The organism is Pseudoalteromonas rubra, assembly GCF_004212645.1.
Taxonomy (GTDB): Bacteria; Pseudomonadota; Gammaproteobacteria; order Enterobacterales; family Alteromonadaceae; genus Pseudoalteromonas; species Pseudoalteromonas rubra_G.
Window position 1 is genome coordinate 1 of the sequence record NZ_PPUZ01000085.1, and the last position, 20835, is coordinate 20835.

The 20835-nt window shown below is 47.2% G+C and carries 16 protein-coding genes; 7 read left to right on the forward strand and 9 right to left on the reverse strand.

Features of this window, described 5'->3' with window-relative positions:
* Positions 1 to 163: 163 nt before the first annotated feature.
* Both C3B51_RS21295 and C3B51_RS21300 read left to right on the forward strand, forming a co-directional pair.
* Complete coding sequence (locus C3B51_RS21295) at positions 164 to 1234, forward strand: sensor histidine kinase (protein WP_046004351.1); 1071 nt, start codon at positions 164 to 166, stop codon at positions 1232 to 1234.
* A gap of 4 nt (positions 1235 to 1238) precedes the next feature.
* The gene (locus tag C3B51_RS21300; RefSeq protein ID WP_125717602.1) at positions 1239 to 2063 is read left to right on the forward strand and encodes a LytR/AlgR family response regulator transcription factor; all 825 of its coding nucleotides are present in this window, start codon (positions 1239 to 1241) and stop codon (positions 2061 to 2063) included.
* Between the two features lie 69 nt (positions 2064 to 2132).
* Here the strand turns inward: C3B51_RS21300 and pyk are convergent, their stop codons facing one another.
* Positions 2133 to 3566 carry a pyruvate kinase gene (pyk, locus tag C3B51_RS21305; protein WP_125717601.1) on the reverse strand — a complete coding sequence of 478 codons (1434 nt, stop codon included), beginning with the start codon at positions 3564 to 3566 and terminating at the stop codon, positions 2133 to 2135.
* A gap of 317 nt (positions 3567 to 3883) precedes the next feature.
* Between pyk and gndA the strand changes: the two genes are divergently transcribed.
* A complete protein-coding gene (gene gndA / locus C3B51_RS21310) occupies positions 3884 to 5257 on the forward strand; it encodes an NADP-dependent phosphogluconate dehydrogenase (protein WP_125717600.1) in 1374 nt (457 codons plus the stop codon).
* 64 nt (positions 5258 to 5321) lie between these two features.
* Here the strand turns inward: gndA and ansA are convergent, their stop codons facing one another.
* Both ansA and sppA read right to left on the reverse strand, forming a co-directional pair.
* On the reverse strand, positions 5322 to 6332 hold the full coding sequence (gene ansA / locus C3B51_RS21315) for an asparaginase (protein WP_125717599.1): 1011 nt from the start codon (positions 6330 to 6332) through the stop codon (positions 5322 to 5324).
* Positions 6333 to 6421: 89 nt separating this feature from the next.
* The gene (sppA, locus tag C3B51_RS21320) at positions 6422 to 8293 is read right to left on the reverse strand and encodes a signal peptide peptidase SppA (protein WP_125717705.1); all 1872 of its coding nucleotides are present in this window, start codon (positions 8291 to 8293) and stop codon (positions 6422 to 6424) included.
* Between the two features lie 241 nt (positions 8294 to 8534).
* Between sppA and C3B51_RS21325 the strand changes: the two genes are divergently transcribed.
* The 3 genes from C3B51_RS21325 (at position 8535) to C3B51_RS21335 (ending at position 11971) form a co-directional block, all read left to right on the forward strand.
* Positions 8535 to 10496 carry an FAD-dependent oxidoreductase gene (locus tag C3B51_RS21325; protein ID WP_130246327.1) on the forward strand — a complete coding sequence of 654 codons (1962 nt, stop codon included), beginning with the start codon at positions 8535 to 8537 and terminating at the stop codon, positions 10494 to 10496.
* Between the two features lie 142 nt (positions 10497 to 10638).
* Positions 10639 to 11340: an HvfX family Cu-binding RiPP maturation protein gene (locus tag C3B51_RS21330; protein ID WP_130246328.1), complete on the forward strand. Its 702-nt coding sequence runs from the start codon at positions 10639 to 10641 to the stop codon at positions 11338 to 11340.
* Between the two features lie 82 nt (positions 11341 to 11422).
* Positions 11423 to 11971 carry an NAD(P)H nitroreductase gene (locus C3B51_RS21335; protein WP_125717596.1) on the forward strand — a complete coding sequence of 183 codons (549 nt, stop codon included), beginning with the start codon at positions 11423 to 11425 and terminating at the stop codon, positions 11969 to 11971.
* 114 nt (positions 11972 to 12085) lie between these two features.
* On the opposite strand, the gene C3B51_RS21340 is transcribed toward C3B51_RS21335, so the two are convergent.
* A complete protein-coding gene (locus C3B51_RS21340; RefSeq protein ID WP_130246329.1) occupies positions 12086 to 14623 on the reverse strand; it encodes a TonB-dependent receptor in 2538 nt (845 codons plus the stop codon).
* A gap of 141 nt (positions 14624 to 14764) precedes the next feature.
* On the opposite strand from C3B51_RS21340, the gene C3B51_RS21345 reads away from it, so the two are divergent.
* Positions 14765 to 15289: a YaeQ family protein gene (locus C3B51_RS21345; protein WP_125717594.1), complete on the forward strand. Its 525-nt coding sequence runs from the start codon at positions 14765 to 14767 to the stop codon at positions 15287 to 15289.
* Here C3B51_RS21345 and yfaE read toward each other — a convergent pair.
* The 5 genes from yfaE to ubiG form a co-directional block, all read right to left on the reverse strand.
* Complete coding sequence (yfaE, locus tag C3B51_RS21350; RefSeq protein WP_130246330.1) at positions 15281 to 15553, reverse strand: class I ribonucleotide reductase maintenance protein YfaE; 273 nt, start codon at positions 15551 to 15553, stop codon at positions 15281 to 15283. The genes C3B51_RS21345 and yfaE overlap by 9 nt on opposite strands.
* Positions 15553 to 16683 carry a class Ia ribonucleoside-diphosphate reductase subunit beta gene (gene nrdB / locus C3B51_RS21355; protein ID WP_130246331.1) on the reverse strand — a complete coding sequence of 377 codons (1131 nt, stop codon included), beginning with the start codon at positions 16681 to 16683 and terminating at the stop codon, positions 15553 to 15555. Before nrdB ends, yfaE begins: the two co-directional genes overlap by 1 nt.
* A 51-nt stretch (positions 16684 to 16734) precedes the next feature.
* On the reverse strand, positions 16735 to 19020 hold the full coding sequence (gene nrdA / locus C3B51_RS21360) for a class 1a ribonucleoside-diphosphate reductase subunit alpha (protein ID WP_046004364.1): 2286 nt from the start codon (positions 19018 to 19020) through the stop codon (positions 16735 to 16737).
* Between the two features lie 366 nt (positions 19021 to 19386).
* The gene (locus C3B51_RS21365) at positions 19387 to 20034 is read right to left on the reverse strand and encodes an HAD family hydrolase (RefSeq protein ID WP_130246332.1); all 648 of its coding nucleotides are present in this window, start codon (positions 20032 to 20034) and stop codon (positions 19387 to 19389) included.
* Positions 20031 to 20741: a bifunctional 2-polyprenyl-6-hydroxyphenol methylase/3-demethylubiquinol 3-O-methyltransferase UbiG gene (gene ubiG / locus C3B51_RS21370; protein WP_130246333.1), complete on the reverse strand. Its 711-nt coding sequence runs from the start codon at positions 20739 to 20741 to the stop codon at positions 20031 to 20033. The genes C3B51_RS21365 and ubiG overlap by 4 nt, the downstream gene beginning before the upstream one ends.
* Positions 20742 to 20835 lie beyond the last annotated feature (94 nt).

Sequence of the window (20835 nt, forward strand, 5' to 3'; positions counted from 1 at the left end):
CCGTTAGCGTCATATTTGCTCCTTCAAATTGAACAGGTATTAAGTGAAATTGGTATGACTGCGCGGATTTGCGTTTAACCGTTAGAAAAGCAAGACCGCTGGTGCTGTTGAATAGCCTTGCCATAGGATATAATTTGGCTAAGTCTTAAGAGGTTATAAACGTTTGAAGTGGCAAGCTCTGGTCGATAATCGACAGCGATTTTTTTGGGTTTTACAAATTGCAGGCTGGATTGGCTATGCATTAGTAAACTACATCGGGTCAAAAGTATTCGAAATGCGCGATATTTACGTTTTCGTGATCGTGCTCAACGCCTATGCAGGTTGTCTGATGACAGTCCCTCTGCGTTACCTTTATCGAAAAGTTTGGAATGCCAAGCCCTTATTACTTATTTTTGTGGTCTTTAGTGCCTCTTACCTGACCGGCACGCTATGGTCGGTTGTGCAAAAGTTTAATATGTGGGAAATTTACCGTCATGGCTACCGGCCAGAGGAGTGGTATTATTACCTACAGCAAGGGCTGGACTCTGTGTACATCATTTTGTGCTGGAGTGGGCTGTATTTCGGCATTAAGTACTATCAATTGCTGCAAAGTGAGCGGCAAAAGGCCCTGAAAGCCAACACTATGGCCCATGAAGCGCAACTAAAAATGCTGCGTTATCAACTTAACCCCCATTTTCTTTTCAATACGCTTAATGCGATCTCGACCTTAATCCTGGTTGAAGAAAACAAAGACGCTAACCAGATGGTCTCCAGGTTGAGTGACTTCTTACGTTACACACTGAACACAGATCCAATCAAAAAAGTACCGCTGGAGCAGGAGTTACATGCGTTAAAGCTGTATCTGAATATCGAAAAAGTCCGTTTTGATGAACGGCTGGAGGTGGTGTTCGATATCACAGAAGAAGCGCAACAGGCATTGGTTCCCAGTTTGATTTTGCAACCGCTAATCGAAAACTCGATCAAATATGCTATTGCACACATGGCCAGCGGTGGCAAAATTGAGATAAGAGCCCAGGTTTTTGCCAATGAGCTATTGTTAGAGGTGGGCGATAACGGGCCCGGTGCAACCATAGAAAATGGTCAGTTAAGTGACGTGCAGGGCGTTGGGATTGCCAACACTCAGGACAGATTAAAAACGCTATACGAAAACAACTATTCATTTGTGCTTGCGCACAATACACCTTCTGGATTGAAGGTGAACATACGAGTTCCTTTTGAAAAGGCTGAGAAGTAAAGTAATGAGCAAAATCAGAACGCTAATAGTAGATGATGAGTCCCTAGCCAGAAAAGGCCTGGCGGTGCGCTTAAAGCAGATAGAAGACATAGACGTTGTCGAATTGTGTAGCTCAGGAGAGCAGGCACTTGAGCTGTGCACCAATCAGCAAATAGATTTGGTATTTTTAGATATTCAAATGCCAACCATGAATGGCTTTGAAGTGGCCAGAGCGCTTAGTGAAAGCGTTAAGCCGCTGCCAGCCATCGTGTTTGTCACTGCTTTTGATCATTATGCAGTAAAAGCCTTTGAAATTCATGCTTTAGATTACATCCTAAAGCCCGTAGATGACAACAGACTAAAACAGGCGGTTGAAAAAGTGCATAGCTATTTGAAAACACAACAAGACAATGCTCATAAGAAAAAGCTCGCCAGCTTCGTTGCCGGTATCACAGGCAATAACTGCGAAGAAATTCTGCGTAAACTGGCTACCGGCGATACGATTGAAGATAAAAAGTATCCTGAATCAATTGCTGTTAAAGAGCAGGGTGAAATCATTCGTGTTTCAGCTGCCTCAATTCAGTGGATCGATGCCGCCGGAGACTACATGTGTTTGCATTGCTCTGATGGGCAAACGCATATTCTGCGCAAGACGATGAAAGAACTAGAGCAGGAGCTGGACCCAAAACTGTTTGTCCGTGTTCATCGCTCTGCTATTGTGAATACTAAGCAGATCAGTAAGCTGGTGACGCAAAGCAGTGGAGAGTATCTGTTGGTACTTGAAAATGGCCAGGAGCTGAAAGTGAGCCGGAGTTACCGCGACAAAGTTAAAGCGGCATTGGCAAGTTAAGTCAATTCATTGACTGTACGTTAATGAGGAAGGATGATCCGGGCAGCGACGCCACCCGGACCGGTATTATTAAACGGTGACAATTTTCATTGTATTGGTTGCACCAATGGTTTCCATTGCATCACCGTGAGTCAGGATCACCGTATCGCCTTGTTCCAGCGCACCTGCTTCGACCAGCGTATTTAGCGCATCGCGAACGGTGGATTCTTCACTACATTTAGTAGAGTCAAAATAAACCGGATAAACGCCTCGATAAAGCGCCGTCTGGCCTAATGTTCTGGCATGTCGTGAAAGTGAGTAGATCGGCAAGCCAGAGCTAATTCTCGACATCAACTTGGCTGTGTTACCCGACTCCGTCAGTGCCACGATGGCTTTGACCGACGTCAGGTGGTTGGCCGCGTACATAGCCGACAAGGCTAGCGTCTCTGAGGTGTCGGTAAACATGCTATCCAGGCGGTGTTTTGAGATGTGGGTTTGTGGCTGAGATTCAGCACCCAGACAAACACGCGCCATGGTGGCGACCGTTTCTTCTGGATAATCCCCGGCAGCCGTCTCTGCCGATAGCATCACCGCATCTGTACCGTCCAGTACTGCATTGGCTACGTCCATCACTTCAGCACGGGTTGGCATTGGGTTATCTATCATAGATTCCATCATTTGCGTCGCCGTGATCACAGTTCTGTTCAGTGAGCGCGCGCGGCTGATGATTTGTTTTTGCTTTCCGACTAATGCGGCATCGCCAATTTCAACGCCCAGGTCACCACGAGCAACCATAACCGCATCAGAGGCCAAGACGATGTCGTCAATCGCTTCGACCGACTCAACAGCTTCTGCACGCTCAATTTTAGCCAATAACTGTGCGTCTGAGCCAGCTTGTTCGGCAAGAGCGCGCACGTAGCGCATGTCGTCTCCACTGCGTGGGAAAGAGACTGCGATGTAGTCAACGCCAATTTCTGTTGCCGTCAGCAAATCTTCTTTGTCTTTGTCGGTAAATGCCGGGGCAGTCAAACCACCACCCAGTCGGTTGATCCCTTTATTGTTCGACAGAATACCACCCACAGTCACAGTACAGTGCACTTTATTACCTGCAACGCTATCTACTGTCAGCTGGATCAGACCGTCGTTCAGTAGCAATAAATCACCTGATTTAACGTCGTTTGGTAATTCTTTATAATCAATACCAACAGATTCAATGGTGCCCTGACCCTTATCGAGATCGGCATCCAGTGTAAATTTGGCACCGACAGCCAGGTCGACTTTGCCATCTTTGAAAGTTGAAACGCGAATTTTAGGGCCCTGTAAATCAGCCAGAATCGCGACATGTTTATTTAATTTTTTAGCGATCTCTCTCACAGCCTCCGCGCGATCTTTGTGATCCTGCGCTACACCATGGGAAAAGTTCAAACGGACAACGTTTGCACCTGCGCGAATGATTTTTTCTAAGTTATTATCTCTATCTGTAGCTGGCCCTAACGTTGCTACGATTTTTGTGCGTCTAAGCATCAGGTTCTCCTGTTGGCTTGTCTCGGTGACTTGATCCAGATAACTTGCTGGGTTTTAAGAAAGAAATATCTTATAGCCCTTTTTAACATGCAAATTAAATTATATCATCTATATGAACTGATTATGACACCGGTGTCAGGTGTCGTCAATCACGACTTTTTGTCGGTGAGATGCCACACTTATCAAAAGTTGTTTGTTTTACAACCAGATAGGCGGGATCAGTGAGGTAAGCTGAGCGCTTTATATCCCACACAGCTGGGGTATAATGACGGGCGTTACCGATAGATTATAGAATTTGTTACCGAGGAGGAAACTTAATGCAAGTTGCATTAGTTGGTTTGGGTGTGATGGGGAAAAACCTCGCGCTAAATTTGATAGAACAGGGCATGACATTAGTTGCCTATGATAAAAACCCGGATGCGGGCGCAGAGCTGTTGAGTTGTGCGCAATCATTGGGCATTGCCGAGCGCCTTCACATAGTTTCCGATCTTGCTGACATGGTGAAAAGGTTAGATACGCCAAGGTCTGTGTTACTTTTAGTTCCGGCTGGTGAGCTGGTAGATAAAGTGTGTCAGGACTTAATTGAAGCAGGCGTAGAAAAGGGCGATATCATTGTTGATTGTGGTAACAGCAACTATAAAGACGGTATTGCCCGCAAACTGAAGTACCAGAATAAATTCGAATTCGCCACTATGGGTATTTCAGGCGGTGCTGAAGGTGCAAGACATGGACCTGCCATGATGGCCAGTGGTTCAGAAGGTGGCTGGGAGCGCTTAATCCCTTGGTTTGAAAAAGTTGCTGCAACGCATAATGGCGAATCTTGCTTCGCACGTGTTGGCCAGTCTGCCAGTGGCCATTTTGTTAAAATGGTGCATAACGGGATTGAATATGCGTTGATGCAACTTATCGCAGAAATGTATCAATTGTTGCGTATTGGCACTGGGCGCACACCTGCACAAGTTTCCGAGGTATTTAAAAGCTGGTCAGAAGGGCCGCTTAACAGCTATCTGCTGGCGATATCCAGCCATATTCTCAGTCTGGAAAGTGACAACAGCGAAGCTGTGGTTGATCTTATTGATAATAAGGTGGGCGCTAAAGGAACCGGTCTGTGGACGGCGCAAAATGCTCTTGAGCTCGGTATTGCCGTACCGTCTTTGGTTGCTGCCGTACAAGCCAGGCATCTAACCAACACCATAGACACGCCTGCTGCGAAAGAGATGACCTATGCGCAGCGTGCAACCAACAGTGTTGACTTAGATCTGGATGAGCTGAAAGATGCGTTCTATTTTGCCAGCTTGCTTTGCTACCGCCAGGGCCTGGCGCTGATCAAAGGTGCCTCCAGATCGCATCAGTGGAAAGTCGACCTTGATAAAACGCTTCAGACTTGGCGCGCTGGGTGTATCATCAGAGCTGATTACCTGGATGATATTGCTAAGGGCGTTGAGTTTTTAGACACCCTGGAAGGCCCGGCGAACGCATTGCGTAAAATTGCAGGCCAGGCTATCCAAAGCGGATTGGCATTCCCTGTACTCACATCAACACAAACCTACATCGCAACGCTGAGTACGCCGAGCAATGGCCATTTAGTACAGGCGCAACGTGACTACTTTGGCGAACATGGTATCAAAACACACAGTGGCGAGTCGTGCCACCTGACTGACCTCACGGAAATTGATGCGAAAGTTAGATAATCTCTGAGTTACAACAAAAAAGCCCGGTGCACAAAGCCCGGGCTTTTTTTGGTAAGGAAAAAGATTAACGTGTCAGTTCGCCGCGCAGATTATCCTGCATCAGATGGCGCACAGTTTCTAATTCCAGGTCCTGACTGAATAGGTAGTGTAATTTGGTTAAACAGGCTTCCAGCGTCATATCGTAGCCGCTGATCACGCCACAGTTCAGTAAGGCGTTTCCGGTTGCATAGCCACCCATATTCACCTGGCCCTGAATACATTGGGTTAAGTTGACAATGACCACGCCTTTATCTGAGGCTGCTTTAAGCGCGCTAAGTATATCCTCCTGTTGCGGGGCATTACCGACCCCAAAGCTGAGCAGAATAAGCGCTTTGATATCGCTTTGTAATACATTTGCCACCATAGCGCTGCTGATCCCTGGATACAGGTGCAGCACAGCGATAGGCTGTGAGGCGATTGGTGTAACGCGCAGCGCCTGATCAACGTATGGGCTTAGCTGGCCTTCAAGCAATTGAATATTAATGCCTGCCTGGGCTAACGGGGCCATGTTAGGCGAGGCAAAGGCATCAAACCCGTCGGCGTGTGCTTTGATGGCCCGGTTACCTCGGAACAACTTGTTATTGAAAAACAGGCTCACCTCAGCAATGGGGTAATTTGCAGCAAGATACATCGCATTAAGCAAATTAACCTGGCCGTCTGAGCGAAGCTGAGACAAAGGAATTTGTGAGCCGGTAATGATCACGGGTTTGGTCAGGTTCTCGAACATAAAAGAGAGTGCTGATGCCGTGTAGGCCATGGTATCCGTGCCATGAAGTACAACAAATCCATCGTATTCTTCGTATTTGCTTTTTATATCATCGGCTATTAGCTGCCAGTGCTGCGGCGACATATCCGACGAATCAATCAACGGGCAGTATTCATGAATGTCGAACAGGGGCATTTCTTCTCGGGTAAATTCTGCATTACTTTTGACTGTTTCTGTCAAATAACCAGCGACGGGCACATATCCCCGGCTGGATTGTTTCATACCAATTGTGCCGCCTGTGTAGGCGATATAGATTTTTTTTCTTTTCATTCTGCTACCTAAAAAAAAGCCCGGATCCTGATCCGGGCTAATTATATCAACTGCAGCATCACAATGCAGTCAAATCAGTAAGACATTCCTTATTCGCCCACAACGCAGGTGGTACACAGCGTGTAGATGTTGTTGGGGTCATTAAACTGGGTGATCATCGCAGCGCTCTGTTGCACCTGCTGGAAAAGCTGGTTGAGTCCCGCATGAGCAACCGAGTTAAGAGGCTCTTTTGGTTCATCAGCAACAGCCAGTAATGATTGTATGGCCGCTGAGCCGAAGATATCCTGGATCAGCTGCTCTTTTTCAGACAGAGTTTGTTCAACAGTATAGACTTCGTAATGTTCAAGGTTTGCCATTTTAGCTGCGGCTTCAATGGCCTGCTGCTTAGTACCGAGCTCATCGATGAGGCCAAACTCATGTGCCTGAGTGGCAAGCCATACACGCCCTTGTGCGACATTATCGACGTCGGATGGTGCCAGGTTACGGGAGTCTGCAATCACAGATATAAATTTCTGATAGGCGTCTTCAACACCCATTTGCAATACATGAGCAAATTTAGGGTCCAGACCGCGAGACAAAGAGGATGACTTCAGCTCAGTGGTTGCGACACCATCTGAATATACCCCTAGTTCCTTGAGTGAGTTTTCAAACGTCAAGATGGTACCAAATACACCGATTGAGCCTGTAATCGTGCTGGGCGATGCCCAAATCTCATTGGCTGATGCAGCAATCCAATAACCACCAGAAGCCGCGACGGAGCCCATAGAAGCAATCACAGGTTTGCCCGCTGCTTTAATGGCTAACACTTCGTTACGAATGACCTCAGAAGCAAACATACTGCCACCACCAGAATCAATTCGTAACACCACGGCCTTCACCTTGTCGTCAAGTCGGGCTTTGCGTAACAGGGCAGCTGTAGAGTCGCCACCTATCATGCCGGCCTTGCGTTTGCCATCTACTATGGTGCCTTTGGCAACCACAACCGCCACTTTTTCAACAAAGGGATTAGGGCCAAAATCGAGCGCGTTAACTGTGGCATAATAATCTTCAAAGGCGATTTGTTTAAAGCGTTTACCTTCATCCTGAGTACCAACAAGGTCAATCATTTTCTGATTAAACTCCTGGTCGGTTTCAAGCTTATCAACCCAGCCATACTTAACGGCAAACTGCCCTGAGTCACCCGTGACTGAGGCCATTTTATCGACATATTGCGTGAGCGTTTCGTCAAAGTTTGTCATATCAAAGCCACGCTTACTCGCAACATCTTGTTTATACTGTGTCCATAAAGCGTCGAGCCAGAGTTGGTTTGCTTCTTTGGCGGCAGGGGACATGTCATTGCGGATAAACGGCTCCACTGCTGATTTGTAGGTGCCAACGCGGAAAATGTGCTGAGTGACCTTTAGCTTTTCCAGGGCGTCTTTAAAGTACATTGGATAAGAGCCATAACCACTGATATTAATACCGCCATACGGATGCATAGAGATTTCATCGGCGTGGGCTGCCAGGTAGTACTGAGACTGGCTGAAATAAGGGCTGTGGGCGAAGACCTTTTTATCTGCCTCTTTAAAAGATTCAATTGCACCTGCTACGTCACGTAACTTATCCAGATGGGTATAGTGCATATGCCGTAAATCTAAATACAAAGCCTTAATACGCGGGTCCCGGGCTGCAGTATTGATGGTATCAACGACATCGTCGACCAGCATTTCTTTGGGTAAGTCTTGCTTGCCAAACACATCACCCATTGCAGCATCAATCGGGTCAACATAGGTCAGTTGTTCAACCAGTTTGCCTGACAGGTTCAGTCGTAATATGCTGTCCTGTGCGACCTGGGGCTGCTCTTCCGCTGAAAAAATGCCGATCGCTGCTGCGATAATCAAAAAGAAGAACAAAATGTTCAGCACCAGGCGACGAGAAAAGTTTAATGCGTGCCAGATACCAAGAAAAAATTTACCGATCAATTTCAAAGCTGTACCTCTGAATGTCTTAGTGGAATGTACTCATTCTTAATCATAACTTAGTTGCCTCTGCGCCGTTAGAACAAAAACGTAACTAAGTATTTTTATGGCGACGATGGGGTGAAAATCAATCACTTTTCTATCATAGGTGGTGCTTTTACAGAAATTAGTCGCGGTTTTTGCTTGCGAAAAAATATAAAATCGTTAATGTTCACAGGTAAGACCAGTTACATTGGGGCACGCAATGTTAGAACAAAAATTACAATTGAAGAATACAGATTTGCGAAATCGCTTGGTCATGGGCTCGATGCACACGGGCCTGGAAGAGGGATGGCATAACAGGAAGCGGCTCAAGGCCTTTTATGAAGAGCGCGCAAAAGGTGGTGTTGGGTTGATCATCACTGGGGGTTACAGCCCGAATTTGCGGGGCAAGCTGACGCCTATTTCCTCCTCATTCAACAGCCGCTATGACATCATCAAGCACCGCGCCTACACGGATGCGGTTCACGCACACGGTGGTAAAATCTGTCTTCAGTTACTTCATGCCGGGCGTTATGCCTATCATCCATTTAATGTCGCACCTAGCGAGATTAAGGCTCCGATCAACCCATACACGCCAAAATCTATGTCGTTGAGCATGATCCGTAATACCGTCAAAGACTTTGCCAAGTCTGCCAGAATGGCAGAAAAAGCAGGGTACGATGGGGTTGAAATCATGGGCTCCGAGGGCTATCTGATCAACGAGTTTATGGCTGAACATACGAATAAACGTCAGGACTTATACGGTGGCACGCTGGAAAATCGCATGCGTTTGGCAGTTGAGATAGTCCGCGCGGTGCGAGAAAAAGTCTCGGCTAAATTCATCATTGTATTTCGTTTGTCTGTGATGGATTTGATCCCCAATGGGTCAACTGCCGAAGAAGTCACAGCGCAGGCCAAGGCACTGGAAGAAGCCGGCGTCGACATTCTTAACACTGGCATAGGCTGGCATGAGGCGCGTGTTCCAACGATTGCCAGCATGGTACCTGCCGGCGCGTTTCGTGAGGCATCAAAACGCCTGAAGGACGTCGTAGATATCCCGGTTGTTGCAGTTAACCGCATCAATACGCCTGATCTTGCCAATGATATTCTCAATCAGGGTGAGGCTGACCTTATTTCCATGGCGCGTCCTTTACTCGCCGATCCTGAGTTTTTCAACAAGTATGCACAAAACCAGAGCGAGCAAATTAATATTTGTATCGGGTGTAACCAGGGCTGTCTGGACCATGTGTTTAAAGGCAAGCGAGCAACTTGTTTGGTTAACCCCCAGGCCGGCTATGAGCTGGATTATCCGCTGACGCGCACCAACAGCCCTAAGCAGGTGCTGGTTGTGGGCGCCGGGCCTGCTGGTCTGTCTGCCAGCTGCTATCTGGCAAAGAAAGGCCACAAAGTTACACTGATTGATAAGAACGAACATGCTGGTGGTCAGTTCAACCTGGCAATGCGCATACCCGGGAAAGAAGACTTTAAATACACCCTAAATTACTTCCTGAAGGAAGTTGCACGTCTGGGCGTGACCATGAAGCTTGGTTGCGAGTATGAGTCGTCTATGGCTCAGTCTTATGACGATATTGTCTTTGCAACGGGTGTGAGTCCCAGACAGTCTAAAATTACTTGCGGTGATGGCAAACGTGTTTTTGCTTACGATGAAGTGATCCGCAAAGAAGTTGAGCTGGGAGACAAAATCGCGATTCTGGGTGCCGGTGGTATTGGTTTCGACATGGTTGCTTTTCTCGCTGAGCAGGCTGATCAGAGTATCGATGAGTTTAAAGCACAATGGGGGATTGAATGCCAGCCATCAGATACAGCAACGGGGAAAAAACTGTACATGCTTAAACGCAGTGAAGGGCGCTTTGGCAGCAACCTGGGTAAGACAACAGGCTGGATCCACCGTGCCGTTGCGAAGCATCATAACGTAGAGCAAATAGCTGAGTGTGAATATATCTCATTCGACAGCAAGGGCTTGCTGATTAAGCAAGGGGAGAAAGAACGTGTTCTGGATGTCGACACTGTGGTTGCCTGCATTGGACAAACCTCTAATGATGCCTTATTCAATAAAGATGCTATGCCTGCCAATCAACACGTCATCGGTGGCGCTAAACTAGCAGCGGCCATTGACGCCAAGCGTGCTATCTATGAAGCGCTGCAGGTTGCCAGAAAAATCTAGTTAATCCACTTCAAACAAGACGCGGGTATGTCATATCGGAACAATACTCGTGTCTTGTATCAGCTTAAACAACAATCTTTGCAATAAAAAACGGTGATTTAAGGTCTACACTCTATAACAATCGTTATAACAGACTTTATTTATGCTTAAATCACTCTATTCCCTTTATCGCTCAATAATAGACAAACTTTCCTTGCTTGACGGGCTGGCGCCTTTGATGTTCAGACTGATCCTAGCACCTGTGATGATCATCGCCGGGTTTAGTAAACTCAACCTGGCCAACAGCGAACTCGATTGGTGGCAGCGTTTGCTGGCCGATGAAAACGTAGTTGCCTGGTTTGGTAACGCGCAGTGGGGACTGGGCTTACCGGCTCCGGATCTGCTGGCATTTCTGGCTGGCTGGACCGAGTTCTTAGGGGGCTGGTTGTTACTAATTGGCCTGGCTACGCGTCTGGTGTCTGTGCCACTTGCCGTGACTATGTTTGTCGCAGCCACTCAGGTGCACTGGCATAATGGCTGGTTTTCGGTCGCACCAAGCAATCCTGACACCAGCGCGGCGCAGGTATTTGCCTGGCTGGGCAGTGATGCTGCCGAGCAGAGTCTGCAAGCCAGTACAGAGGTGGCAGAGCGGCTGTCCCGGATCAAAGAAATAGTAGAAGCTAATGGACTGCCGGAGTACCTTTATGAATACGGTCACCCTGTGATCCTGAACAATGGCATTGAGTTCGCGGCCATTTACTTTGCGATGCTGATAAGCCTGTTTTTTACCGGTGGCGGGCGCTTTTTTAGTGTGGATCATTGGGTTCGCAAATTGCTTGAACCCGATCCGCGTTATCTGCCCTAAGCGATTTTTAGAGACAGGTACTAAACTTTTAGGACTGTGTCGCGTTAGAATAATGAGCGAACAGAATTTTTAGGAATTACAAATGGATGCCATAGAACTATTATTGACGCGACAATCCGACAGCAACTTGTCTTTCCCGGGACCCGATGCCAGACAGCTTGAAGTAATACAAAAAGCCGCCCTTAAGGTGCCGGATCATGGCGGGCTTAAGCCATGGCGCTTTTTTGTGGTAGAGGAGCAGGGCAGAGAGAAGCTGGGCGAGATTTTCTATCAGGCTGCCGTTGAGGAGCAACAAGAGCAGCGTATCATCGACCGTGCCAAATCATTGCCTGAGCGCGCGCCCATGCTGATCATTGCCGTTTCTCCTTTTATGGAGCACCCTAAAGTGCCCAGAATTGAGCAAATCGAAAGTGCGGCTTGTAGCGTTTTGGCGATGCAGCAGGCAGCTTTTGCGCAGGGCCTTTCGGGTGTCTGGAGAACGGGTTACTTCGCACAAAGCAGCTCAGTTAAACGCCAGCTTGGGCTGAATGAGCAAGATGAAATCGTTGGTTATCTGTATCTGGGCACACCAACGGTGCAGTGCACTAAACCTGTCAGACATCAGCCTGAAGACTTTTTCACTAAGTTATAATACGCAGGTGTGTTTGAGGTAGAAAAGAAAATGCCGCCAGAAGGCGGCATTGGGCTCAGATAGGAACTGTTTGTCTTTTGCTATTAGCGTGTAAGATAAACAGGGCCTACAAACTTAGAAGTAACCACGAACACCTAGTTTGAAGTTACGACCTGGCAGTGGCGCCTGCTCTTTGATAAACGAGCTGTGTACAAAGCCAAGTTCATCTGTGATGTTGTCGACATTCACATAACCAACAAGGTCAACGCCGGACACGCTGAAGTCATAACTGAAGCTGGCATTAAGTAAAGTATAGCTGTCGGTCTTAGTTTCTGACTGTGCTAACTTGTCCTGCGTCATATAATGTATGGCGCTCAGCTCAGCGGCGAAATCTTCCAGTTCAAAACGGTAGCTTGTACCCAGCTTGTTAGCTGGAATACGAGGCAAGTATTCGCCAGAATCAAGCTCAGCTCTCAGGTGATCACCAAACACCTTGATGCGATTACGGGCATCAATTTGATAGTGGGCATCAAATTCAAAGCCGTATAGTTCAGCATCGGCACTTTCGAACTGATACACAGGTAATGCGCCATCGTGATGGTGATCAGCCAGCTCTACTCCGTGCTCGCCTGTGTACATATAACCCGTGTTACGCTGGTAATAGTAATTTGAAACATCATTGTAGAAAAAGTTTACTGTGTAACCAAAGTCGCCAATAAAGCGTCTAAAGCTGATATCCAGGTTCGTCGATCTTTCCTGTTCGATATTTTCTGGCTCAAAGTGTACTTCATCGCCTTCAATGTGGTAACCAAGCCCCAGCTCGTATGTAGAAGTGGCAATATGCAGGCCGTTTGACAGCAGCTCGGCAGTCAGAGGTGCACGCTCAGAGCGAGACAGGTTAACGGCAACATTGTGGCCTTCAGTATAATCATATACCGCACCAATTGAGGCACTGAAGTTTGTGGTATCCAGCGTATAGTCGATCACCTCGGCCATGTGCTCATCGTCATGACCTTCATGCTCGTGATCATGCTCATCGTGACCGTGGTCATCATGATCATCGTGGCCTGACGTAAAGTTACTAGACAATGCGAAGTCTTCAACACGGGCACCCAGCTCTAACGTCACATCACCAAAACGGCGCTCTTCAAGCACGTAGAATGCATGTGTTTTTGTGTTAGTCGCAGGGGTGAACGCTTCCGCGCCCTCAGCGGCGTAGTCACTGTCAGAGAAGTGATAGCCGATAATACCGTGCCACTCGCCCAATCTATGCTCGATATTGGTTCTGAGCTCAGTGGTTTCGTTGCTAAAGCGCGTACCTACCGCACCATGCTCAATTTCGGCATGTTCATAATCGGTAAAACCTGCTCGTACCTGAATAGACTCAATCCAGTTGTTGTGCATCGCATAGGTAAATAGCGCCTGCCATCTGTCTTGTTTAACACGCGCGAAGACTGATTCTTCTTCTGCGCCATGTGCATGATCGTGCTCGTCTTCGCTATGGTCATTATGGTCGTCATGCGCATGATCGTCGTGGTCATGCTCGTCGCCATGGTCGTGATGTTCATGAGAGTGGGCAGGGATGCCATAGTCTGTTTCAATGCGACCGTAAGATAAGCCAACAGTCAGGTGATCGCCAACGAAGCTGGTACCAATATTAAATTGCTCAGAGTCGATGAAGGTATTAGCTACACGCTCTGCGTATTCAGTCTCGCCATGTGACTCTTCACCATGTTCTTCTTCTGCATGCTCGTCGTGACCATGTTCCTCATGCTCATCATGATGCGCTTCATCGTGGTCATGATCTTCATGGTCTTCGCCCGGCAGAGCAAAGAGCGGTGTGTCATAGTCGCCGCCTTTACGTGTTACGCCATCAAAGTGGAAGTTGAAACCATTGTTACCGGCTTCAAATAAAGCAGCAACCGTATTAGTGTTTGAGTTAGTGTCGTGGCTGAATTCAGCTGCGCCCTGAACACCCTCAATGACATCAGTTGGGATACGGTTATCTACCACATTAACAACACCACCAATGGCGCCTGAGCCATACAGCAAAGTAGCAGGGCCACGTAGTACTTCAATTTGCTGTGCTGCCAGAGAGTCATTGGTATTCGCATGGTCAGGACCAACACGAGAAGCATCACTGCTGTCCAGACCATTTTGGGTGATCTTAACGCGCGGACCATCTAAGCCACGAATGATCGGGCTAGAGGAAACTGGTCCAAAATAGCTGGCGTTAATACCTGGCAGTTGTTTTAGTGTTTCACCAAGCGTAGGCTTGGCACTGTTTTTCAGTTCATCACCACCGAGTACGGCCACAGGTGATGCCATTTCGATGTTACTCTTGTGCAGCGCAGAGGCATACACAACAACGCTTTCAACTGAGCTAGGTGCCAGCTTCACGGTCACGTAAGGTGAATCGGGAGATACGTCAATGCGCTCATTGATAAAGTTGTCTTTGCTGACATGCAGCTGTGAATCCTGATCGACATTAATGCTAAACTGACCGTTAATATCGGTTTTCACGGACTGTGACTTACCGTGTAAATGTACGGTGGCATTAGGAACAGGTTGATTGTTGGTATCCAGCACTTTACCTTTCAGTTGTGCGGCAGAGGCTTGAGAGGAAAAAATTGCGCTGGTAATGGCAAATGTGATTAAAGACTGCTTAAACATAACACTCATTCTGGATTGTTTATACTTGCAATAATATAACACTGCATTATTGCGGTTTCAATGATGTTATACTATCTCTTTAAGTTTGCATTATTTTGACGGCTTCATATAGTTAAAGTAATAGGTTCAGGTACACATATCATGGCTGATCTCTTTGTTTTTAAAGTGCGGATGAATATTGCAGACTTGTTTCATCATGCGCATCATCAGGAAGTGTTCACTGCAGCGTTGCAAAAAGCCGAAACGCTGGAGCACTTTGTGTTGAAGCTAATCGGTTTCTGTGGCTTATCGTACCTGGATAACGTGCACTGGCTGGGCGTGAGAGAGAAAAACCAGCCCGACGTTTGGCTTGAAAATGCACACGGGCAAATAGACGTTGCACTGTATGTTGGTGAGCCCAGCCTGAGTGAACTGCAAAAGTACCGTAAGCATGCCAATAAAGTGGTTTGTCTGGTGGCCGACGCAGACGCCTGGTACAAGGAACTTTCCCCCCATCTGATAGCGATGCAGGACATCCGTATTTTTTCTTTATCGTCGGACTTTGTGAGTCAGCTGGCTGGGGCACTGTCGCGCAGTCTGCACTGGGATGTGATTATTGATAATGGCGTGATAAGCGTCAGTGATAAAGCGGATTACTATCAAAGTGAGATCATTAAACTACACTAGTTTAATGATCACATCGGTCACGGGTTTGCTGCAACAGAGCAAAATTTCTCCGTCACGCACAAACGCGAGTGGTTCCTGGTTGTAGGCTATCTTTCCCCGGCAAAGCTTGGCACGGCAAGCACCACAAAACCCCTCCCGGCATTGATAGGCAACCTCAACTTGATTCACTTCTAGTGTTGCAAGGAGTGAAGGGGAGTGAGCCGCATGTAGCAGCGGCTCCTTATCTGGGTCAAGAAAGATTTTTTTGACTGGCCTGTCTGTCATTACAGGTCAAAATCACCAAAGTCTGAGGCATCGACTTCTGAGTCAATCTGACCAACCAGATATGAACTAATCTCGGCTTCTTGTGGAGCAACCTGAACATTATCAGACACCAGCCAGGCATTGATCCAGGGGATAGGGTTGCTGTTACTTTCAAATTGCGCTGGCAAACCTACCGCGGTCATGCGGACATTGGTAATGTATTCAACATACTGACACAGGATGTCTTTATTCAGACCAATCATAGATCCATCTTTGAACAGGTATTCCGCCCATTCCTTTTCCTGCTCTGCGGCTTCAACAAACATCTGAATTGCCTGTTCCTGACATTGCGCAGCAACGATGGCCATTTCTGGATCGTCTTTGCCGTCTTGCATAATGTTCAGAATGTGCTGAGTACCAGACAAGTGCAGTGCTTCATCGCGGGCGATCAGCTTGATGATTTTAGCATTACCTTCCATCAGCTCACGCTCAGCGAACGCAAATGAACAGGCAAAGCTGACATAAAAGCGAATGGCTTCCAGAATGTTCACCGACATAATGCACAGATAAAGCATTTTTTTCAGCTCAAACAGGTTAATGTGCACTGTCTTGCCGTTGATTTCGTGCTTACCTTCACCGTACAGATTGTACAGAGAAACCTTCTCGATTAACTCATCATAGTGCTTAGTCACGGCCTCTGCACGCTCACTGATCTTGTCGTTCTCAACGATATCATCGAAGATAAGCTCAGGCGATTTAGTCACATTACGAATAATGTGAGTGTATGAGCGACTGTGAATGGTTTCACTGAATGCCCAGGTTTCAATCCAGGTTTCCAGTTCAGGGATCGATACGATTGGCAACAAAGCCACGTTTGGAGAGCGCCCCTGGACACTGTCTAACAGAGTTTGATACTTCAGGTTACTCAGGAAGATGTGCTTTTCGTGCTCCGGTAGTGCCTGGAAGTCCAATCTGTCTTTGCTGACATCGACTTCTTCAGGGCGCCAGAAAAAAGACAGTTGTTTTTCGATCAGTTTTTCAAAAATAGGGTATTTTTGCTGATCATAACGGGACACATTAACAGACTGACCGAAAAACATCGGTTCCTGTAATTGATCATTGTGGGTTCTGTTAAACGTAGAATACGACATAGATAATTCTCGACACCAAAAAAGAGCGGGTAAATTACCCGCTAACCAAGATTAGATTTTACAAGCGCCGCCTGCACAATCATCGTCTTCAGCCTCAGGCTTCATTTCGTCCTGAGCGTCCGATGCACCGTCACGGGTGTTGTGGTAATACAGGGTTTTTACGCCCAGTTTATATGCAGTAAGCAGATCTTTGAGCAACAGCTTCATTGGTACTTTACCGCCTTCAAACTTAGTCGGATCATAGTTGGTGTTGGCAGAAATTGTTTGGTCTACAAATTTTTGCATAATACCTACCAGACCCAGATAACCATCGTTTGACGGGATATCCCATAATAGCTCGTAGTTATTCTTCAATCGCTCGTACTCAGGCACGACTTGTTTAAGGATACCATCTTTACTGGCCTTAACGCTAATGTGACCACGCGGTGGTTCAATACCATTGGTTGCGTTTGAGATCTGAGAAGAGGTCTCTGACGGCATCAGTGCAGACAAGGTTGAATTACGCATACCGTATTGCATGATGTCCTGACGCAGTGCATCCCAGTCCAGGTGCAGTGGCTCACTACAGATAGTGTCGACATCTTTTTTGTAGGTATCGATTGGCATAATGCCTTTAGCGTAAGTTGTTTCATTAAATTTAGGACATGCACCACGTTCCTGAGCCAGCTTGTTAGACGCTTTCATCAGGTAATACTGGATGGCTTCAAACGTTCTGTGCGTCAGGCCGTTGGCACTGCCATCTGAATATTTCACGCCATTCTTAGCCAGGTAGTAGGCAAAGTTAATGACACCAATACCCAGTGTACGGCGGCCCATCGTGGCATTTTTTGCCGCAGGGACAGGGTAGTCCTGGAAGTCCAGCAAGTTGTCCAGCGCACGAACAGCCAGCTCAGCAAGCTCTTCAAGTTCATCCAAGCTGCTGATGGCGCCAAGGTTAAACGCAGACAGGGTACACAGTGCAATTTCACCTTCTTCGTCATTAACATGACTCAGTGGCTTAGTCGGCAACGCAATTTCCAGACACAGGTTAGACTGGCGGATAGGCGCAACTTTGGCATCAAACGGGCTGTGCGTGTTGCAGTGGTCTACGTTTTGCAGATAGATACGGCCTGTGCTGGCACGCTCCTGCGCAAACATAGAAAACAGCTCAAGTGCTTTAATGCGTTTCTTACGGATTGACTCGTCCTGCTCGTACTGTACGTACAGGCGCTCAAACTTGTCCTGATCTTCAAAGAAGGCATCATACAGGCCTGGTACATCTGACGGACTGAATAGGGTGATGTAATCATCTTTGATCAGACGTGTGTACATGGTTTTGTTGAACTGTACACCGTAATCAAGGTGTCTTACCCGGTTTTCTTCAACACCACGGTTATTCTTCAGCACCAGCAGGTTTTCAACTTCCAGGTGCCAAAGCGGGTAAAACAGCGTTGCTGCTCCGCCACGAACGCCACCCTGAGAGCAGCTCTTTACAGCTGTCTGGAAGTGTTTATAAAAAGGAATACAACCTGTGTGGAATGCTTCGCCATTGCGAATAGGGCTGCCCAGCGCACGAATTCGACCTGCATTAACACCGATCCCGGCACGCTGACTGACGTATTTTACGATGGCAGATGAGGTGGCGTTAATTGAATCCAGGCTATCTGCCGTTTCGATTAATACACACGAGCTGAACTGGCGTGTTGGTGTACGTACGCCCGACATAATAGGCGTCGGTAACGAGATCTTGAACTGAGACACCGCATCGTAAAAACGTTTGATGTAGTCAAGGCGCGTTTCTTTTGGATAATCAGAGAACAGGCTGGCTGCAACCAGAATATACAAAAACTGTGCACTTTCGTAGATTTCGCCGGTAACGCGGTTCTGAACCAGGTATTTACCTTCCAGCTGTTTGACCGCAGCATAACTGAACGACATATCACGGTCATGATCCAGGAAGTCGTTTAGTTGCTCATATTCTTCGCGGGTATAATCGGTCAACAGACCGGCATCGTAGCGCTTGTCTTCAACCAATTTAGTAACGTGGTCGTATAGGTGAGGCGGCTCAAACTGGCCATAGGCCTTCTTACGCAAATGGAATACAGCAAGACGCGCCGCAAGATATTGGTAGTCTGGTGTATCTTTTGAGATCAGATCGGCAGCTGCTTTGATGATAGTCTCATGAATGTCTTCTGTGCGAATACCATCATAAAACTGAATGTGAGACTTAAGCTCTACCTGAGAAACCGACACATTATTCAGGCCTTCGGCAGCCCAGTTTATCACTCGATGAATTTTATCTAAATCAAGCGGCTCTTTACGGCCGTTACGTTTACTGACAGATAATTGTTGGTTCATAGCTACGCCTGTATTCCCCCGGAATGCGGTAATTGTCATCGCATATTCATAATTGCTTAGCATTTCACCACTATATATGGTGTCCGCTAGAAAGAGGATCACAAGATAGTGGGGTTATCGCCATTTTGCAATAGAACAACTTTCTGTGGATTGTGGATAACATAGGGATAATATTTTTATGTTAGTGAATACTAACCTTCTGCTATCCAACATCGCAGTAAGCAAAAAAAAATCAACTCACGTCAGTCGATTTTTCGCTTTTTTTAAGAAATTTTCGCAAACTGCGCGACTGTTTTTTTTCTGCGCAAGTTTGTTCTCAATATAGTATAAAACACAACATATAGTGGTGTTTTATTATTTAAGGCACTAAATATGAGAAAATAGCGATTCTGGGTTAGTAAGATCCAGATCCGCAGACCAGCTTTGTGCCTCTTTAAGGGATGGAATGAATCCCCATAAGGCAGCCGCTGAGCGCATACCCGCCGCTTTGGCCGCGGTAATATCGCGTGCAGCGTCCCCCACATAAATACAGTGCTCGGGATCCACGCCCAATTTCTCGGCGACGAGTAGCAAAGGTTCTGGGTGTGGTTTGGCAACGCTTAAGGTATCGCCACAGACAACGACCTCAATGTCACTCAGTGCCTCTATCTGTGCCAGCAAAGGCAGAGTCAGAAAAGTTGGCTTGTTGGTCATGATGCCCGTTTTGATCCCTTTCTGCGCAAGAGCCTCTAGTAAAGACTCAACCCCTGTAAAACAGTGTGAGTGAACCGCCAGATTCTGTGCATAGTAGTCGAGCACTTCCTGCTTGAGCGTTTCGAAGTCGAATTCACAGAGTTTATCACCAAAGCCAACTTCCAATAGCGCTTTCACACCATTTGAGATAGCGGGACTATAAACAGCAGGGGCGACTTGCGCCATGCCATGTCTTTGCAATACATCATTAAGTGCGGCGCCCAGGTCATCACGGGTATCGAGCAAGGTGCCATCGAGGTCAAAAATTACAGCCTGTGTCATGCGAGTTTCTCGAAGTGAAGGAGGTAATTCACACTGACGTCATCGCTCAGCGTAAAGGTTTTACCAAAGGGGTTGTAGTTGATCCCTGCAGCGCGTCGTACCTTCAGCCCTTCGGCTTCGGCCCAGCCAATTAAAGTAGAAGGGCGAATGAACTTATTGTGGTCATGGGTACCTGGTGGCACCATCTTAAGTACACGCTCAGCGGCAATAACGGCCAGCAAAAAGGCTTTGTGGGTCTTATTCAGAGTGGAGAAAAACACATCGGCGCCGGGCTTGGCTGCTTTTGCCACTGCGGCAACAATAGAAGCCGGGTCGGGCACATGCTCAAGCATTTCCATGCAAGTGACGACATCAAATTGTTCACTATGGTGCGCTGCGAACTCTTCGGCTGATACTTTGCGATAGTCAATTGAGACTCCGGCTTCAAGCGCGTGCAATTTGGCTACATTGAGCGGCTCCTGGCCGAGGTCAATACCGTGTGCTTTGGCACCCATTTTGGCCATGCTTTCTGTCAGAATGCCGCCGCCACAGCCCACATCCAGTACTTTTTTGTCAAATAAGCCACCACAACGGTCATTGATAAAGTCTAATCGTAACGGGTTGATGTCATGTAAAGGTTTAAATTCACCATCGCGGTCCCACCAGCGCTCGGCTATCTCTTCAAATTTGGCAATTTCACTTAAATCTACATTTTGATGTTCGGTCATAAAAAACTTCCTCGTTGAACTGAGGGCATTCTATCGGTATTGGATGAAATTTCCGAGTCATTTAGCCACTGCATTAACCCAGAAACTATGATAG

What these genes read in the sequence shown, in the direction of transcription:
- nrdB (WP_130246331.1), bottom strand. Translation starts at nt 16,683, where the DNA reads ATGTCGTATTCTACGTTTAACAGAACCCACAATGATCAATTACAGGAA.
- ansA (WP_125717599.1), bottom strand. Translation starts at nt 6,332, where the DNA reads ATGAAAAGAAAAAAAATCTATATCGCCTACACAGGCGGCACAATTGGT.
- C3B51_RS21365 (WP_130246332.1), bottom strand. Translation starts at nt 20,034, where the DNA reads ATGACACAGGCTGTAATTTTTGACCTCGATGGCACCTTGCTCGATACC.
- C3B51_RS21340 (WP_130246329.1), bottom strand. Translation starts at nt 14,623, where the DNA reads ATGTTTAAGCAGTCTTTAATCACATTTGCCATTACCAGCGCAATTTTT.
- pyk (WP_125717601.1), bottom strand. Translation starts at nt 3,566, where the DNA reads ATGCTTAGACGCACAAAAATCGTAGCAACGTTAGGGCCAGCTACAGAT.
- C3B51_RS21300 (WP_125717602.1), top strand. Translation starts at nt 1,239, where the DNA reads ATGAGCAAAATCAGAACGCTAATAGTAGATGATGAGTCCCTAGCCAGA.
- C3B51_RS21345 (WP_125717594.1), top strand. Translation starts at nt 14,765, where the DNA reads ATGGCTGATCTCTTTGTTTTTAAAGTGCGGATGAATATTGCAGACTTG.
- C3B51_RS21335 (WP_125717596.1), top strand. Translation starts at nt 11,423, where the DNA reads ATGGATGCCATAGAACTATTATTGACGCGACAATCCGACAGCAACTTG.
- nrdA (WP_046004364.1), bottom strand. Translation starts at nt 19,020, where the DNA reads ATGAACCAACAATTATCTGTCAGTAAACGTAACGGCCGTAAAGAGCCG.
- C3B51_RS21325 (WP_130246327.1), top strand. Translation starts at nt 8,535, where the DNA reads ATGTTAGAACAAAAATTACAATTGAAGAATACAGATTTGCGAAATCGC.
- gndA (WP_125717600.1), top strand. Translation starts at nt 3,884, where the DNA reads ATGCAAGTTGCATTAGTTGGTTTGGGTGTGATGGGGAAAAACCTCGCG.
- C3B51_RS21330 (WP_130246328.1), top strand. Translation starts at nt 10,639, where the DNA reads ATGCTTAAATCACTCTATTCCCTTTATCGCTCAATAATAGACAAACTT.
- ubiG (WP_130246333.1), bottom strand. Translation starts at nt 20,741, where the DNA reads ATGACCGAACATCAAAATGTAGATTTAAGTGAAATTGCCAAATTTGAA.
- yfaE (WP_130246330.1), bottom strand. Translation starts at nt 15,553, where the DNA reads ATGACAGACAGGCCAGTCAAAAAAATCTTTCTTGACCCAGATAAGGAG.